Origin of the sequence: Helicobacter pylori, assembly GCF_006440215.1 — a bacterium.
In the GTDB taxonomy this organism is placed as follows: domain Bacteria; phylum Campylobacterota; class Campylobacteria; order Campylobacterales; family Helicobacteraceae; genus Helicobacter; species Helicobacter pylori_CS.
Window position 1 is genome coordinate 1 of record NZ_VEZH01000024.1, and the last position, 12,704, is coordinate 12,704.

Genomic DNA, 12,704 nt, shown 5'->3' on the forward strand with positions numbered 1-12,704 from the left:
AGCTGATGATGCCCACTCGTTTGAAAGGGTTATGACCGAGTTCTTGAACGATGGTATTAGCGAGGGTTTCAGCTTGATTGATTTGAGGCGTTTGGCTAGAAAAAGAAGCGTTGCTGCTTTCTAGCGAAGATAGAGTTTGTTTCACGCCCGCGCAACCTTTCCCCCAAGTGGTATTAGAAACGCTTTCACTTGAAGCATTCGCGCTGCATTCTTCTATATAGTTTTTAAGAACTCCTGTAGAAATCCTGTTAAAATCGCTCCCCACTTGATTGGCCAGTTTTAAAACCGCTGCTTGAGATTGAGCGTTTTTGAGCATGCTTTGAGCCAAAGCGATACTATTAGGGGAGTTAAGGTTGAAATTGTGGGGTTGCGCGATGCTTTTTAGTGGGGTGGTATCAAGCTGTTGGGTTTCTTGAACGATGTTTTGAGCGTTACTAATCATGTCTGAAATAGCGCTAAATTCCGTGCCAAAAACGCTACACGAATTTTGGGTAGCGCTTGTTTGCCATGAAGGGGTGTTTGTGCCATTAGTCCCACCATTACTACTAGACTTCCCTTTCAACATCGGGCAATTGTCTTGAAGGGTGTTGATGATGGTTTGCGCTTGGGTTAAAAGGTTTTGCGCATCGTTAATATAAGTATCAGTGATGCTAACTGTAGCATCAGCAGCATTATTATTGTTATTATTAACATTAATGTTTTGAGCGTTGGTTGCTGTTTTAATGGTTACTTCCACCGTTGTTGTTGTATTGCTCAAAGCAGGGAGACCTTTTTTCAAAGCGGCTTGGATAATTTGATACGCTTTATTGAGCGTTGCAAATTGTTCAATGGATAGAGAATTACCTTTGCCTGCTGCAAGTAACCCCACACTCCCACCGCAAGTGATCGAATCTGAACCTTGTCCTGGTTGGTTGTAAAAAGTTTCTGTGATATTGTGATTGGGTTTATCCGTATAGCCTCCGCATATGACTGCATAGGCTATGCTATTCCATAACCCCACCGTGGATTGGAGCGCTAAAAGCGTGGCTTGATAGGCAGGGGAATTGTCTGTTGTATCAATTAAACTTTGCGCGCTTTTGTTTAAATTACCAATCGCTTGATTGATCGCTGTGGCGCTGTTTGCGTTAATCGCTTCTGGATTGGAGTGGCTGTGATTAGCTAAAAGCTTGTTCAAGTTTTCATAAGCGTCTGAAAGTTTTTGCACCTTGTCGGCGTTTTTCACTTTTTGAACCGCTTCACCGATTTGATAACCCACGCTTAAAAAAACGCCGTTGTCTTCAGCATGGAGCAATGACGCCGCAAGAGTTAGAGAAAGCAGAATCGTTTTTTTCGTTTTTTTCATAAAATGTTCCTTAAAGTAATGTTTTATTGCAAAAAATGTATCAAAATGAGAATTTATTTACAATGCGTTTAATTATAGCATAAATTTATTGAATTTCAAAAAAAGTTTTAGGGTGTTTTGACATGTTCAATCAAGCTTTTAAGAGTGTTTTTATTTGATTGGGATTTGGTTTTTAGAAAGATTGTTGTAAAATAAACACCCCCATAAGTCGGATTATGGGGATAAATCCATAAAAGGAGTTTGTCATGGCTACCAAACATGGCAAAAACTCTTGGAAAACATTATACCTTGAAATTTCGTTTTTGGGGTGTAAAGTTGTTGTTTTATTGAAGCGGTAGTTTTGTAAAACGAAGTTTCTGTAAAACGATAGCTTTTGTTTCTCAAAAGTTCCCTTAAGGCTTTTTAGCTTTAAGGGTTTTCCTTTAAAGCTTATCCTTAACTTATGGGGGCAAAAAATAAAGTTTAAAAAGATCGTTAGCCCATCATCTCTAAAGCCAAAATTATCATGTTATCAAAGCTTTCTACCCTTTCTTTAGGGCTTAAGGCTTCTTTAGTGATTAAGTGATCCGAAACCGAACATAAGCATAAAGCCTTAGCGCTCAATTCCATCGCCGTGGCGTATAACCCTGCCGCTTCCATTTCAATAGCCAAGTGGTTGTATTGGGCCATCAAATCAAAGGCATGCGTTTCAAAAGAATAGAAAAAATCGCTTGAAAAGACATTGCCCACTTTCAAATCAATACCCAAACGCTTTGCTGTTTGATACGCTCTCAAACTCAATTCAAAATCAGGCGTTGCGCTCAAATCGTGGTTTAAAAAACGCACCCGATTGGTTTTAGAATCCGTTGAAGCTCCAGTTGCCATGATAATGTCTTTCAGGCCAACTTTTGGGCTAATCGCCCCGCAAGTGCCAATCCTTAAAAGCTCTTTAACCTGATAGGTTTTAATCAGCTCCGTTACATAAATCGTGCATGACGCAATGCCCATGCCATGCCCCATCAAAGAAATCCCCTTACCCTTATACTTCCCGCTAAAGCCTAGCATGTTACGCACATTCGTGATCTCTTTGGCGTCTTGTAAGAATTTTTTCGCAATGTAGCTCACCCTTAAGGGATCGCCGCATAAAAGGCATTGAGGATAAAAATCGCCGATTTTGGCGTTGATGTGAGGAGTCATGGTTGTCCTTTAAAGTTTAATAAGTTTTTGCCATAATCTAAGGGGCTTAATCCCAAAAAATAAGCGATACTTTGCCCAATATCCGCAAACGACTCGCTCTTGCCTAAAAAGGCTGGTTGTAGATCTTTATGATAGAACAAAACAGGAATGTATTCTCGGGTGTGATCAGTGCCCTTAAAGCTGGGATCGCACCCATGATCGGCGCAAAGAATGAGCAAATCGTTTTCCCTTAAATTTTCTAAAACCTCTTTTAAGCGCAAATCAAAATACTCTAAAGCGTTAGCATACCCGCTAATATCGCGCCTATGCCCATAATCGCTATCAAAATGCACAAAATTCGTAAAAATCAAGCTGTTGTTTTGAGCGTTTTTGACCTGCTCTAAAGTAACATCGCATAGCTCCATTAAACTACCGGCTTTGAACTTTTGAGTGATCCCCACATGAGCGTAAATATCAGCGATTTTTCCAATGCTAATGACTTCGCCTTGCTTTTCTTCAATGAATTTTTCAAAAAGTAATTTTTTATGGGGCTTTATCGCATAGTCTTTGCGCTTAGCGGTGCGCCTGAAATCCTCTCTGTTTGCACCAATAAAAGGGCGTGCGATCACTCTAGCGATCTTTAAAGGCTCTAGAATTTGAAACACTTCTTCACAAAGAGCGTATAAATTATCAAGCCCAAACTTTTCTTCATGCGCAGCGATTTGAAACACCGAATCCGCTGAAGTGTAAAAAATGGGGTATAAAGTTTCTAAATGCTTTTCGCCCAAATCTTTAATGATTTCTGTCCCTGATGCGTGACAATTCCCCAAATAGCCCTTAATCTTAGTTTTACGCATGATTTCATCTAAAATTTCTTTAGGAAACGAATCGCTTTTGTCTTTAAAATACCCCCACTCAAAAAGAACGGGCGCGCCCATCATCTCCCAATGCCCAGAAATCGTATCCTTAGCGCTAGAAAGTTCTTGTGCATAAGTGTAAGCCCCTATTAGATTCGGTTTAGATTCAAAGCCTAAGGGCAATTCATTGGCGGCTTTTAAAGCGCTCAACCCTAAACCCAAACTCTCTAAATAAGGCAGTTTCAAAGCCCCATGGCGATCGTTAGAATCAGCCAAGTTGTTAAAACAAGCCTTAGCGATATTGCCTAAAGTGTTCGCCCCCAAATCGCCAAAATCTTTAGCGTCTTCGCTAGCCCCTATACCAAAAGAATCCAATAATAAAATCACCACTCTTTTTTGCATGTTTTGTCCTTTTAATGAGCGTTTAGTCCTATGAATAACCCGGCGATAGTCGCGCTCATGAAATTAGAAAGCGTGCCTACAAGCACCGCTTTTAAAGCAAGCCTTACAATGAGATCCTTCTTTTTAGGCACTAAACTGCCAAGCCCTCCAATGAGCATAGCGACTGAGCTTAAGTTAGCAAACCCGCACAACGCAAAAGTGATGATCGCTTTAGTTTTCTCACTCAAGATTAAAGGAGGGTTATCGCCCAAATAAGGCAATAACTGCATATAGCCCACAAATTCATTGAGCGCGATTTTAATGCCTATGATTTCTCCGGCAATCCCGGCCTGACTCCAAGGAATGCCTAACATAAAGGCTAAGGGTTTTAAGAGCGCGCCTAAAATCAACCCTAAAGACAAATGCTCCATGCCTAAAAATCCCCCTATAACCCCTAAAAGCCCGTTAATGAGCGCGAGCATCCCCACAAAAGCTAAAAGCATCGCTCCCACATGCAAGGCTAAATTTAGCCCTGTACTTGCCCCATTAGCGATAGCTTCTATGGCATTGACATGCTTTTCTGCAGAAACGTCTGCATGGCTAGAAATGGCTTCGTTTTGCGGGTAAATGATTTTAGCGAACAACAAACCCCCAGGAGCGGACATAAACGAAGCGGCTATTAAATAAGGTAAAGGAATGCCCATGCTCGCATACCCGGCTAACACAGGCCCCGCAACGCTAGCCATGCCCACGCACATGACCGCAAAAATCTCTGAATCGCTCATGCTTTTCAAATAAGGTTTAATGACTAAGGGCGCTTCTGTGTGCGCTACAAAAATATTAGCCGCTGCGCTCATGCTTTCTGCTTTAGAAGTGCCTAAGCATTTTTGCAACGCCCCACCGATGAGATTGATCACTAAAGGCATGATTTTTAAATAGTATAGAAGTGAAATCAAACTGGCAAAAAAGATGATTATCGCTAAAACATTGATCGCAAAGATAAAGCCTCCTATCCCTTGATCGCCCTTAGCGTTTGGAGCGAGATTGCCAAACAAGAAACGCACCCCCTCATAGCCGTAACCAATCACGCTTTGTATGCCGCTGGCTAAACCTTGCAGCATTTCCCTACCCAAAGGCACATATAAAGCCAACGCCCCTAAAGCCACTTGGATCACAAACGCGCTAATAATCGTGCGATAATTAATAGCCCTTTTATTGCTAGAAAACACCCAAGCAATAAGAAAAAGCACCGCCATCCCTACAACACTAAAAAGAGAGCTAAAAATCATCGTCAAATCCCTAATGTAAGAAATTAAAAGATGCAAGGCTATTGTAGTTTAGTTTTGCTAAAAAAAAGATTAAATGAAGGTTAAATGAATATTAAATCAAATCATGGTGTCAAGAGGGGGACTTGAACCCCCGACCTCCGGCTTATGAGACCAGCGCTCTAAACCAGCTGAGCTACCTTGACAAAAAAAATAAAAGAATAAGATTATACAAAAAATTTTCTTAAAAATCCATTAAAATTACATTAAACTTTTATTATCAATCCTACTTCCTCAAATTGATGACAAAAGTTGGGCATTTTCTTGTAAAATAACCCGCATGTTTAAGAAAATTTTTCCATTAGCGTTAGTGTCGTCGTTGCGGTTTTTGGGGCTTTTTATTGTTTTACCGGTCATTAGTTTGTATGCGGATAGTTTCCATTCAAGCAGTCCCTTACTCGTGGGGTTGGCTGTGGGTGGGGCTTATCTTACACAAATTGTTTTTCAAACCCCCATGGGCATTCTTAGCGACAAGATAGGCCGTAAAGTGGTGGTTATGGTGTGCTTGTTGTTGTTTTTAGCTGGCTCGTTAGTGTGCTTCATAGCAAATGATATTGTTTGGCTCGTTATAGGGCGCTTCATTCAAGGCATGGGGGCTTTAGGGGGGGTTGTTAGCGCGATGGTGGCGGATGAAGTGAAAGAAGAAGAGCGCACTAAAGCGATGGCCATCATGGGAGCGTTTATTTTCATTAGCTTCACTATAAGCATGGCGATTGGCCCTGGGGTTGTGGCGTTTTTTGGGGGGGCAAAATGGCTCTTTTTACTCACTGCGATCTTAACTTTATTGAGTTTATTGATGCTTTTAAAAGTCAAAGACGCCCCTAAAATTTCTTACCAGATCAAAAACATCAAAGCTTACCAACCCAACTCTAAAGCCTTGTATCTTTTGTATATAAGCTCTTTTTTTGAAAAAGCGTTCATGACGCTTATTTTTGTGCTGATCCCTTTAGCCTTAGTGAATGAATTCCATAAAGATGAAAGCTTTTTGATTCTAGTGTATGTGCCTGGCGCCTTATTGGGGGTTTTAAGTATGGGAGTAGCGAGCGTTATGGCTGAAAAATACAACAAGCCTAAAGGGGTGATGCTTTCTGGTGTGCTGTTATTTATTGTGAGTTATTTGTGCTTGTTTTTAGCCGACTCTAGCTTTTTAGGAAAATATTTATGGCTCTTTATTGTTGGGGTGGTATTTTTCTTTATTGGCTTTGCCACCTTAGAGCCTATCATGCAATCTTTAGCGTCCAAATTCGCCAGAGCGCATGAAAAAGGCAAGGTTTTAGGGCAATTCACTACTTTTGGTTATTTAGGGAGCTTTGTTGGGGGCGTGAGCGGGGGGTTGAGCTACCATCATTTAGGCGTTTCTAACACAAGCTTAATCGTTGTAGCTTTAGGGCTTATTTGGGGACTATCGCTCTTTTTGCTCAACAACCCTTCCAAGCAAAAAAACGTCTATTTCCCCTTAGACGCTTATAATGAGGAACAATTTGAGACTTTAGAGGATAAAATCATTGAATGGTATGTCAATATTAGCGAAGAAATCATTATTGTGAAATATAATTCCGATCACATTAGCGAAGAAGAAATCATTCGCTTAGCGCAAAACTTTAGAAAATAAAATAATCAAGGATCAAAAATGGCCTATGAAATTTCTAAAAAAGTCTTACACATTGTGGGCAAGACCAACGCCACTTACAAACTCATAGAAGAAGGCGATAAAATCTTATTAGGATTGAGCGGGGGCAAGGATTCTATCATGCTCGCTTGCATCTTAGCCAGGATGCAAAAACATGCCCCTTTCAAATTTGATTTTAAAGCGGTTACCGTGCATTATGGTTTGGGAGAAGATTTGAAATGGTTAAGCGATTTGTGCCAAGAGCAAGGCATTGAGCATGAGATCATTTACACCCAAATCGCTGCCACCATCAACGAAAAACGCCGTGAAAAAAGCTCGTTTTGTTCATTTTGTTCTCGTTTGAGGAGAGGGACTTTGTATTCTAAAGCTTTAGAAGAAGGCTATAATAAAGTCGCTATCGCACACCATTTAGATGATGCCGTAGAAAGCTTTTTTATGAATTTCACTTATAACGGGAGTTTAAGGAGCATGCCCCCCATTTATAGGGCTGAAAACGGCTTATTGGTGATCCGCCCTTTGATTAAGGTTCGAGAAGCCAGCAGCATTCATTTTGTCACTTCTCAAAATATCCCCGTCGCCCCTGATTGCAATTGCCCGGCCAAACAGCCCACCTCTGATAAGCCCCCTATCGCGCGATTAGCCACTAAAAATTTCTTAAAAGAAATGCAAAACTTGCACCCTCGTTTCTTTGACAGCTTAGAAAACGCATTCAACAATGTTCAAGCGAACAGCTTTAGCGACGCTAAGTATTTAGACATTTAAAGCTTTCATTTAAGCTTTTTTGTTGAGTATTTTGATCGCAATCGTGAATAATACCCCTTCAAAAATAGCCGCCATGAGCAATGCGTAGTAGGTGTTTTGCGAGATCGCTTGCGCTTTTAAACCTACCGCTGCAGTGGTTACTAAAAAAGTTAAAGGCATAGAAGCCCCTAAAGCGAATGAAAATAAATGCTTAGCTTCTTTAAAATATTTGCGCCACAATAAGGTTGAAGTGATTAAGTGCAAACTTAACATCGCTATAACAATCAATATCCCTTGGAGAATCAAATGCGGGTTTAAAAACACCAATTTTAAGTCTAAAGTAGAGCCTACATGGATGAAAAACAAAGGCACAAAAAACCCAAAACCCACATCATTGAGTTTGTGGATCAGCTCTGATTTATGAGGGAAAAAAGTAGAAACCACTAACCCTGCTAGAAACGCCCCTAAAACCATTTCTATTTTGAGCCACACCACGATCGCAACCAAGGAAAAAAAGAGCATGAGCGAAAAACGCACATCTTGGTTAAACTGACTGCTTTTAGGCATCACAAAAAGCTTTAAATGCGGGAACCACCAAAACAAAGTCTTAAAGATTTGAAACGCCACGATAATTAAGATTAAAAAAACAATAAGAATGCCTAAATCTTTAATCAAATCCATGCCCAAACCATGCGAATACACCCCATCCACGACCACCAAACCAAAAATGCTTAATAATTCCCCAATAACGCCCACTTTTAAAACCAAATCAAGCCACAAAATCTCTTTACGATAATCTTTGACTAAAGTCATAATCATGCCCAAACTGATAATAGGGAAAATCACCATAAAAATAGGCTCTAAATTAAGGCTAAAAGTAAGGATGAACGAAAGCGTGTATAAAATCAACAGATAAGCAAAAATGCGTTTTAAAAGAGAAACCCCTAATTTTTTAAACAAATAAATTTCCACTTCCAAACCGCACAAAAACATTAAAAATAAAAAGCCGATTTCGGACATGATTTCAAAGCCCTTAGTAGGCTCAATAAAACCCACATACGCCCCAACAGACCCGAATAAAATCTCCACAACCGTGATAGGCAAACGAGAGATTCTAGACATATAAGGGGCCATCACAATTAAAAGCATGATGAGTGCGAAAGTGAAAAATTCTGCATGCATGTCTTAATTTTACCTTATTTATTGGTTAAGTTTTCAAAGCGATAGGGTTTTTCTCTTTATAAGTGGTGAAAACCCCTTTTTTGATTTCGTAATAAGTTACCCCTAACGCTACTAAAAACGCTAAAAATTGCGCGATAGGGTAGGTTACCCAAACGCCATTAATCCCATAGAAATGGCTTAAAATCGGCAATAAAATAACCATAAACCCTAGCGTGTGCGAAAGGGTGATGATAAACGAACTTTTAGCGCGTTGGATGGATTGGAAAAACACCGCGCACAACAAAGTCATGCCTAAAAAAACATAGCCAACATAATAAATATTCATCGCTCTTTTAGTCTCTTGCATAAAGAGCGCATCCTGTTCGCTTGGCTGTAAATAAAGCTTGATTAAAAATTCATCTAAGAAATAATAAGCGCCATAGAAAACAATCCCTATACAAAACGCTACTTTCAAACCAAAAACAAACACCTCTTTCACGCGCTCTAAATTTCTAGCCCCATAGCTAAAGCTCGCAATCGGTTGGATGCCTTGAGAAATCGCAAACAAAGTCGTAAAAAAGATAATCGCATTATACATAACGATCCCATACATGCTCACAAACCTTTCCCCTGCAGTGTGCATGATAGCGGTATTAAACAACAAAATCATAATAGAAGCGCTAAATTCTGCCGTGCTTTGAGGTACGCCGCTTTTAGCTGAAGAAATGACTGAAGACAAAGAAAATCGTTTGATGAAATACAATTGCCCTTTTTTAAACCAAAAATGTTGCATTAAGACTAAAACCCCTATCGCATGCCCTATCACGGTGGCTATCGCGCTGCCTTGAACCCCCACTTCCAAAACAAAAATAAACAAGTAATTGAAAAAGATATTCGCTAACGAGCCAACTAGCATCGCTACCATCGCTAAAATGGGGCGTTTGTCATTCACCACAAAAACATCCGCTAAAGGGTGGAGGACCATAAAAACCGCGCCCATCAAAATGATTTCAATGTAGCGTTTGGACATGCTCAATAAAGCGTCATTACTCCCAAAAAAACGCGCGATAGTTTCGCTAAAAGGCAATAACGCCATGCTCAAAATAAAGGCGCTTAGAGCTACAAAATAAAACACGCTGCTAAACACAAGCCTAGCCCTATGGGTTTTATTTTGACCCAAAAAATACCCCACAATACTCGCTGCCCCAAAACCAAAAAGCAATTCATACGCAATGAGTCCTGGAAAAATAGGCCATGCGATATTGACCGCAGCGATAGCTTCTTTACCCAGTTTCTTGCCCACAAACATGCCATCTATCATAGAGTAAGTGGAAAGTGAAATCATAGAAAAAGCTAAAGGGATAAAATAATAAAAAAAGAGCTTCCTAATAGAATCTTTATGCAAATCAATCTTTTTTTTGAGCATTTAAAACACACCACTTAAAATTTATGACAAATTTTTCTATTTTAACATAAAAAGAGAGACAATCTATCCGTTAACACGGTTGGATTCAAGCCGTATCATTAAATTTTAAAAAATGGTTTTTAGCAAAAAAGGGATTTCCTTTATTGGGTTAATCCTTTTAACGCTCTTTATGTTTTTTTAAATTTTATCGTAATGAATCTGAGCCAAAATAGCGCCAACAAACCTAAAGCCCCACCCACAAAGCCAATATACCCTAGCCCTAATTGGTGGATCACAATACTGCCAAACAGCGCTCCTGATCCAATCCCCACATTATAGCTCCCCGAAAAAATCGCGCTCGCAACATCCGTGGCATCCGGGGCGAGCTGTAACACCCTCATTTGCAAGGAAATCGTAAGCGAAGTGATCCCAACCCCCCATAAGAAAATTTGCAAGAAAACCACCCACTCTAAGTTTTTAAACACAAAAAGCAAGAGTTGCGGGCAAATGACTAAAACCATTGCAAAAGCGATAAATTTTCTTGAATTTTTCGCATACAAACGGCCGAATAAAAAACTCCCCGCCACACCCGCTAACCCAAAAACAAACAGCATTAGCGTCGTAATGTCAGGAGAAAATTGGCTGATTTGAATGATAAAAGGCTCAATATAACTATAAGTGGTGAAATGCCCAGAGATAACCATGATCACAAGCAAATAAATCCCCACTAAAAGCGGGCGTTTCATTAATATAGGGACACTTGCGAGCGTGCCTGCGTTTCTACTGGGTAAATGCGGGAGCAATTTATACATAAGCAACGCTATAAGAGTCGCAACGCCCCCGATCACGCCAAAAGTGGATCGCCAATCCAGGATTTGCCCAATGATCCTCCCAAGCGGCAAACCTAAAATCATCGCTAACGAACTCCCTAACGCTAACAGCCCTAAAGCCTGTTGTTTTTTGTTTCTTGGTGCGACACGAATGACTAAAGAAGCCGTGATGGACCAAAAAATAGAGTGGGCAAAAGCGATACCCATACGAGAAATGAGAAGCACCCAAAAATTCCACGCTAGCGCTGAAAGGATATGACTAGCAATAAAAAGGGCGAAAAGAAAAAGCAATAAGCGTTTCCTTTCAACTTTAGCGCTAAGCAACATCAAGGGCAATGAGCCAAGAGACACCACCCATGCATAAGCAGTGATCATAAGCCCCACTGTTGCGCTCTCCATTTCAAAACTTTTCGCAATGTCTGACAGAAGCGCGACAGGGACAAACTCCGTGGTGTTAAAAATAAACGCCGAAAGCGAAAACACAAAAACCCGCATTAAAGCGAATCTTTGATACGATTGTTTGGTTATCATCATTTAAATCTTAAGGGGTTAAATTTTATTCCATTTGAAAACTTGGAGTATAAGACAAAAATTTTAACCGCTTGTAAATTGGGAACTAGTTAAAACAAATATTCCCGCTCCATAGGCGCATTAATTTAATGGGGTTGTTACCATATAAAACAGAATTTAAAATCATTTCCAACTTTTAACCAATCTATTTTTTGTAACTGCGGTCATTATTGATTAAGCGCTAGAATTAATTGTTTTTTAATATTTTAGAATTTTAGAATAAAGGATAATTAAAATGAAAAAAACTTTTTTGATCGCTTTAGCACTTACGGCTTCTCTTATAGGCGCTGAAAACACCAAATGGGATTATAAAAATAAAGAAAATGGCCCACACCGCTGGGACAAATTGCACAAAGATTTTGAAGTGTGCAAAAGCGGTAAAAGCCAATCGCCCATCAACATTGAGCATTATTACCACACGCAAGATAAAGCCGATTTGCAATTCAAATACGCCGCTTCCAAACCTAAAGCGGTCTTTTTCACCCACCACACTTTAAAGGCTTCGTTTGAGCCGACTAACCACATTAATTATAGAGGGCATGATTATGTGCTGGATAATGTGCATTTCCACGCCCCTATGGAGTTTTTAATCAATAATAAAACCAGGCCCTTGAGTGCGCATTTCGTGCATAAAGACGCTAAAGGGCGCTTATTAGTCTTAGCGATTGGTTTTGAAGAAGGGAAAGAAAACCCCAACCTTGATCCCATTTTAGAAGGCATTCAAAAGAAACAAAATTTTAAAGAAGTGGCTTTAGACGCTTTCTTACCTAAAACTATCAATTACTACCATTTTAACGGCTCTCTCACCGCTCCTCCTTGCACAGAAGGGGTGGCATGGTTTGTCATAGAAGAGCCTTTGGAAGTTTCTGCCAAACAATTGGCTGAAATCAAAAAACGCATGAAAAATTCGCCTAACCAACGCCCCGTCCAACCTGACTACAACACCGTGATCATTAAAAGCTCAGCTGAGACCCGCTAAAGATCCGCTAAAATTAAAACTCTCTCTTTATAAAGAGAGGGATATAAAAAATCATTCTTCATAAAACACTGCTAAAAATTGCAACCGCTTGTATTTTGTGAAACACTCAAACGCTAAAGACGATTGGGATTCCTACTAAGGAGTTTAAAAAAGGCTCTGTTCTAATTGGGTAACATAGAGTTTTTAAAATACCATAAATAAGCTAAAAACGATTTTATGGTGTTTTCTTATGCCTACACCCTTTTACTATAACCATAACCCGCTTTTTCTGCTTTTTTCTCGGTATTAGCAACTACTTTTATTTCTTTATTAATATCAGCAAATATTT

Annotated in this window: 12 protein-coding genes and 1 tRNA gene; 3 read left to right on the top strand and 10 right to left on the bottom strand. The window is 39.8% G+C overall.

Annotation, left to right across the window (positions count from 1 at the left end; translation table 11 throughout):
* The 6 genes from FIM44_RS08090 to FIM44_RS08115 all read right to left on the bottom strand — a co-directional run.
* Window positions 1–1,342: SabA family sialic acid-binding adhesin (locus FIM44_RS08090; protein ID WP_140579691.1), on the bottom strand; the 1,342-nt coding region annotated here is incomplete at its 3' end.
* A 172-nt stretch (window positions 1,343–1,514) separates the two neighbouring features.
* A complete protein-coding gene (locus tag FIM44_RS08870; RefSeq protein WP_080358567.1) occupies window positions 1,515–1,775 on the bottom strand; it encodes a hypothetical protein in 261 nt (86 codons plus the stop codon).
* A 41-nt stretch (window positions 1,776–1,816) separates the two neighbouring features.
* Window positions 1,817–2,518 carry a purine-nucleoside phosphorylase gene (deoD, locus tag FIM44_RS08100; RefSeq protein ID WP_024112832.1) on the bottom strand — a complete coding sequence of 234 codons (702 nt, stop codon included), beginning with the start codon at window positions 2,516–2,518 and terminating at the stop codon, window positions 1,817–1,819.
* A complete protein-coding gene (locus tag FIM44_RS08105) occupies window positions 2,515–3,756 on the bottom strand; it encodes a phosphopentomutase (protein WP_140579693.1) in 1,242 nt (413 codons plus the stop codon). The genes deoD and FIM44_RS08105 overlap by 4 nt, the downstream gene beginning before the upstream one ends.
* 11 nt (window positions 3,757–3,767) lie before the next feature.
* Window positions 3,768–5,024 (bottom strand): NupC/NupG family nucleoside CNT transporter, encoded by a 1,257-nt coding sequence (locus tag FIM44_RS08110; protein WP_140579695.1) that lies wholly within the window; start codon window positions 5,022–5,024, stop codon window positions 3,768–3,770.
* 104 nt (window positions 5,025–5,128) lie between these two features.
* Window positions 5,129–5,206, bottom strand: a tRNA-Met gene (locus FIM44_RS08115).
* 173 nt (window positions 5,207–5,379) lie between these two features.
* Between FIM44_RS08115 and FIM44_RS08120 the strand changes: the two genes are divergently transcribed.
* Together FIM44_RS08120 and FIM44_RS08125 are read left to right on the top strand one after the other, a co-directional pair.
* A complete protein-coding gene (locus FIM44_RS08120; RefSeq protein WP_341845892.1) occupies window positions 5,380–6,672 on the top strand; it encodes an MFS transporter in 1,293 nt (430 codons plus the stop codon).
* 18 nt (window positions 6,673–6,690) lie between these two features.
* A complete protein-coding gene (locus tag FIM44_RS08125) occupies window positions 6,691–7,452 on the top strand; it encodes a tRNA 2-thiocytidine(32) synthetase TtcA (RefSeq protein WP_000312856.1) in 762 nt (253 codons plus the stop codon).
* Window positions 7,453–7,461: 9 nt separating this feature from the next.
* Here the strand turns inward: FIM44_RS08125 and FIM44_RS08130 are convergent, their stop codons facing one another.
* The 3 genes from FIM44_RS08130 to FIM44_RS08140 form a co-directional block, all read right to left on the bottom strand.
* On the bottom strand, window positions 7,462–8,613 hold the full coding sequence (locus FIM44_RS08130) for a cation:proton antiporter (RefSeq protein ID WP_000542869.1): 1,152 nt from the start codon (window positions 8,611–8,613) through the stop codon (window positions 7,462–7,464).
* Between the two features lie 25 nt (window positions 8,614–8,638).
* Window positions 8,639–10,018, bottom strand: a complete 1,380-nt coding sequence (locus FIM44_RS08135; protein ID WP_140579698.1) for an HP1184 family multidrug efflux MATE transporter — start codon at window positions 10,016–10,018, stop codon at window positions 8,639–8,641.
* 167 nt (window positions 10,019–10,185) lie between these two features.
* Window positions 10,186–11,361, bottom strand: a complete 1,176-nt coding sequence (locus FIM44_RS08140; protein WP_140579700.1) for a sugar transporter — start codon at window positions 11,359–11,361, stop codon at window positions 10,186–10,188.
* Between the two features lie 271 nt (window positions 11,362–11,632).
* Between FIM44_RS08140 and FIM44_RS08145 the strand changes: the two genes are divergently transcribed.
* Window positions 11,633–12,376 carry a carbonic anhydrase gene (locus FIM44_RS08145; protein WP_039088468.1) on the top strand — a complete coding sequence of 248 codons (744 nt, stop codon included), beginning with the start codon at window positions 11,633–11,635 and terminating at the stop codon, window positions 12,374–12,376.
* Between the two features lie 233 nt (window positions 12,377–12,609).
* Here the strand turns inward: FIM44_RS08145 and FIM44_RS08150 are convergent.
* On the bottom strand, window positions 12,610–12,704 hold a 95-nt coding region (locus FIM44_RS08150; protein WP_140578728.1), incomplete at its 5' end, for a DUF874 family protein.

Coding starts and splice junctions, on each gene's coding strand:
- deoD (WP_024112832.1), bottom strand. CDS start 2,518: ATGACTCCTCACATCAACGCCAAAATCGGCGATTTTTATCCTCAATGC.
- FIM44_RS08105 (WP_140579693.1), bottom strand. CDS start 3,756: ATGCAAAAAAGAGTGGTGATTTTATTATTGGATTCTTTTGGTATAGGG.
- FIM44_RS08110 (WP_140579695.1), bottom strand. CDS start 5,024: ATGATTTTTAGCTCTCTTTTTAGTGTTGTAGGGATGGCGGTGCTTTTT.
- FIM44_RS08125 (WP_000312856.1), top strand. CDS start 6,691: ATGGCCTATGAAATTTCTAAAAAAGTCTTACACATTGTGGGCAAGACC.
- FIM44_RS08130 (WP_000542869.1), bottom strand. CDS start 8,613: ATGCATGCAGAATTTTTCACTTTCGCACTCATCATGCTTTTAATTGTG.
- FIM44_RS08135 (WP_140579698.1), bottom strand. CDS start 10,018: ATGCTCAAAAAAAAGATTGATTTGCATAAAGATTCTATTAGGAAGCTC.
- FIM44_RS08140 (WP_140579700.1), bottom strand. CDS start 11,361: ATGATGATAACCAAACAATCGTATCAAAGATTCGCTTTAATGCGGGTT.
- FIM44_RS08145 (WP_039088468.1), top strand. CDS start 11,633: ATGAAAAAAACTTTTTTGATCGCTTTAGCACTTACGGCTTCTCTTATA.